Consider the following 3,725-nt stretch of genomic DNA (forward strand, 5'->3'; position numbering starts at 1 on the left):
GCGGGCGGCGACAGCGACGGCGACGGGCAGACCCCGGGCGGCGGCGACCCGGGCGACGCGAGCGGTGGCACGCCCGGCGGCGACTCGGCCTCCGGCGGGTCGGGCGGCTCCAGCCCGCCCGCCGACAGCGGCGGCAGCGACGGCGAGTCGACCGGCGTAATCCTGCGTTACACCCCGGCGGCCGGGGAGCCCGAGGCGGCCCGCATCGTGCTCGACGGCACCTGCTCGGGAACGATCTACCGCACCGGCGTGCTGGCCCCGGCCGGCTGACCGCCGGCCCGCCGTTCCCCGGCCCCGCCCCGGTGCCCCGGGGCGGGGCCGCGCGGGGCGCGCCAGTACCGTTGATGCGTGTACCGGTTTCTGCTGACCCCACGCTGGTGGGCGATCAACGTCTTCGTGGTGCTGGCCGTGCCGATCTGTCTGGCCGCCGGCACCTGGCAGCTGAGCCGGTTCGAGGCGCAGGTGGACTCGCACCGCGAGCAGGAGCGGCTGGCCGAGGGCGAGGGCGAGGTGCGCCCGCTGGCCGAGCTGCTGCCGCTGACCACCGAGACCGTCGGCCACCAGGCCGAGATCACCGGCAGCTTCGACGCCGAGCACCAACTCCTCGTCCCCGAGCGGATGGTGGACGGCCGACGCGGCTTCTATGTGCTGACGCCGCTGCGCCCGACCGACGGCTCCCCCGCCGTGCCGGTGGTGCGCGGCTGGCTGCCGGGCCGGGCCGACCCGGCGGCGGCGCCCGAGCCGCCGGCCGGCGAGGTGACCGTCGTCGGCGCGCTCCAGGCGGCCGAGTCGCCCAGCAAGGTCAGCGGGCGGACCGAGGGCCTGGCGCCGGGCGAGCTGGGCGTGATCGGCGCCGCCTCGCTGATCAACGTGCTGCCGTACGAGGTCACCGACTCCTGGATCACGGTGCGCGAGCCCGAGCCGCCGCTGGTGGCCGTGCCGGCCACCGCCCCCACCGGCACCGGCCTCGACCTGGACGCCTTCCAGAACCTGGGCTACACCGCCGAGTGGTTCGTCTTCGCCGGGTTCGCGGTCTTCATGTGGTTCCGGCTGTTCCGCCGGGAGGTGGAGCAGCAGCGCGACCGGGAGTTGGGGCTGACCGACGAGGGCCCCGCCCCCGGCGGCGGGACCGCCGCGCCCGGCCGGCCGAACGGCCCGGACCGGCCCGACCGGCCGACCGGCCCCGGCGGGCCGAAGACCCGGGACGAGCCGGACGAGCGGGCCGGTGCTACCCGGCCTAACCGGCCGCCCGAGCGGCCGGCAGATGATCTCGCGCGAACCTGATCTCCATCGCCACCTGCTTGATCCGCTCCTCCACCACCAACGAGCCGTGCCCGGCGTCATAGCGGTACACCTCGTGCGGATGGCCCCGCTCGGCCAGCCGCGCCACGTAGTTCTCGATCTGCCGGATGGGGCAGCGCGGGTCGTTCTCCCCCGCCGAGATGTGGACGGGGGCCTTCACCTGGTCCACATAGCTGATCGGTGAGGAGGCGGCCCAGCGCTCCGGCAGCTCCTCGGGGGCGCCGCCGAGCAGGGTGCGGTCCAGCGCCTTGAGGGCCTCCATCTCGTCCTCGTAGGCGGCGACATAGTCGGCGACGGGCACCGCCGCGACGCCGACCGCCCAGCTGTCGGGCTGGGTCCCGACGCCGAGCAGGGTGAGATAGCCGCCCCAGGAACCGCCGGTCAGCACCAGCCGCTCCGGGTCGGCCAGGCCGGAGGAGACGGCCCACTCCCGCACCGCCGCGATGTCCTCCAGCTCGATCAGCCCGACGCGGTGCTTGAGCGCGTCCGTCCAGGCGCGGCCATAGCCGGTGGAGCCCCGGTAGTTGACCCGGACGACGGCGAAGCCGTGGTCCACCCAGGCGGCCGGCCCTGCCGCGAAGCCGTCGTCGTCGTGGGCCGTCGGGCCGCCGTGGATGTCGAAGACGGTGGGGAACGGGCCCTCGCCCGGCGGCCGTTGGACCAGGGCGTGCACCCGGCCGCCCGGGCCCTCGACCCAGGCGTCCTCGACCGGCACCGAACGCGGCGCCTTCAACCCCGGCGGGTCCAGCACCGTCCGCCCGCTGGTGGACCTGATGCGCGGCGGCTCGGCCGCCGACGACCAGAGGAACTCGACCTCGCCGTCCGGCCGGGCGGTGGCCCCGCCCACCGTGCCCGGCGGGGTGTCCAGGCGCGTCAACTCGCCGTCCGACAGGGCGTATCGGTACAGCTCGTCGCGGGCCTGGAAGCTGTGGACCACCAGCAGCGCCGAGCCGTCCGGATACCAGGAGGCGTGCGCATCGCCCGGCAGGCCGAGGGCCAACTCGTGTTCCTCGCCGGTCAGCGGGTCCCACAGCAGCGGCTCCCAGCGGCCGTGCCGCTGGTGGCCGACGAGGAGCCTGGCGTCGCCGGGCAGCGGCGGGAAGCCCAGCGCCGACAGGCCCAGCTCGACCGTGCCGCCGGCCGTGTCGTCCAACTCGGCGACCGGCGCGCCGTCCAGCCGGACGACGCGGATCGCCGAGTGCATCGCGTCGCCGTGCTCGGTGTGCTCGATCGCCACCAGCGCGGCGTCGTACGAGAGCGCGCCGACCCCGGCCGACTGCCGGTGGCGGTAGATCTCGCTCGGCTCCGCCTCGCCCGGGCGCCGCACATGGATCGTGGTGCCGTGCTCCTCGGTGTCCCGGCCGACCACGACCGTGCCGTCCCGGCCCAGCGCCAGCCCGCTGGGGTAGCCGGCGGCCAGCCCCGGCACCGCCGTCTCGTCCTCGCCGCCGGCGAACGGCTGCCGCCGCCAGACGCCGAACTCGTCCCCGTCCGTGTCGTCGAACCACCAGATCCACTCGCCGTCCGGCGAAAGGCTGCCCGCGACCGTGCCGTTGGGCCGGTCCGTGGCCTGCCGCTGCCGGCCGGTGCTCCGGTCCCAGGCGTACAGCTCGAAGGTGCCGGTGGCGTTGGAGACGAAGAGGGAACGGTCGGGCGCCTCCCGGGCCCAGCGCGGCAGGCTCACCCGGGGCGCCCGGAACCGCAGCTCCCAGTCGGGCACTTCGGAGGCGGCCCCGTCCGCCGACGCGGGCCGGGACCTCTCGGACGCGGAATCAGTCATGCGGTCAGTTGTACCCGACCCCACCGACAACGCACCGCCGCGCCGTCGGAAGTGGCCCTCAGCCGCCCCAGAGCACCGGCTCGGTGCGCCATCTGCGCCGCCGGGCGAGGCTGGCGGGCACCACATAGATCATGGCCAACAGGGTGACGGCGGCACACAGTTCGGCGAGCTGGCCGGGGGGCTCAGGGGGCCCGGACGGGTTGAGCCCGGGCACCGAGACCACCATGCCGCACGCCATCAGCACCCAGAACGACAGGACCTTGGCGCACCACGCCTGGATGGCCGGGGCCGAGGGGGCGAACGCCAGCCGCCGGCCCGCGAAGTGCAGCCGCAGCGCCCAGGCGCACAGCACCACGTCCAGCACGGCCGCGGCCACCGTCGCATAACCGAATCCGCCGGCCATGGTGGTGCCGATGCCCAGCAGAATGATCACCAGGGGGGCGACGGCCGCCACCGGCTGCCCGGGGATGCCGGAACGCACCCAGGGCGCGATGGTCGGGCCGGTCCCCGGCCCGACCCAACTCCGGGGCGTCGTCGGGGCGTAGCCCGGGCGCGCCCCGGCGAAGCCGCCGCCGTCCGGCGGCGGGGTGCCCGGCGGCGGGGTGCCAGGACCGGCGGTGGGCACCCGGTGGAACGCGCCCCC

Annotated in this window: 2 protein-coding genes and 2 pseudogenes; 2 read left to right on the plus strand and 2 right to left on the minus strand. The window is 76.0% G+C overall.

Annotation, left to right across the window (positions count from 1 at the left end; translation table 11 throughout):
- Positions 1–270 (plus strand): annotated as a pseudogene (locus EBN88_RS30995) (hypothetical protein); the annotation flags it as partial.
- A gap of 78 nt (positions 271–348) precedes the next feature.
- Positions 349–1,284, plus strand: coding sequence for an SURF1 family protein (locus tag EBN88_RS29080; protein WP_122399988.1), 936 nt, complete (start codon positions 349–351; stop codon positions 1,282–1,284).
- Here EBN88_RS29080 and EBN88_RS29085 read toward each other — a convergent pair.
- Positions 1,238–3,082 carry a S9 family peptidase gene (locus tag EBN88_RS29085; RefSeq protein WP_122399989.1) on the minus strand — a complete coding sequence of 615 codons (1,845 nt, stop codon included), beginning with the start codon at positions 3,080–3,082 and terminating at the stop codon, positions 1,238–1,240. The two genes, EBN88_RS29080 and EBN88_RS29085, sit on opposite strands and share 47 nt — an antisense overlap.
- Before the next feature lie 58 nt (positions 3,083–3,140).
- Positions 3,141–3,725 (minus strand): annotated as a pseudogene (locus EBN88_RS31000) (hypothetical protein); the annotation flags it as partial.

It is taken from the genome of Streptomyces triticirhizae (assembly GCF_003696235.1).
GTDB lineage: Bacteria > Actinomycetota > Actinomycetes > Streptomycetales > Streptomycetaceae > Streptomyces > Streptomyces triticirhizae.

Bases quoted from the DNA above. Each gene is read 5' to 3' on its own strand.
- EBN88_RS29085 (WP_122399989.1), bottom strand. From the start codon at position 3,082: ATGACTGATTCCGCGTCCGAGAGGTCCCGGCCCGCGTCGGCGGACGGG.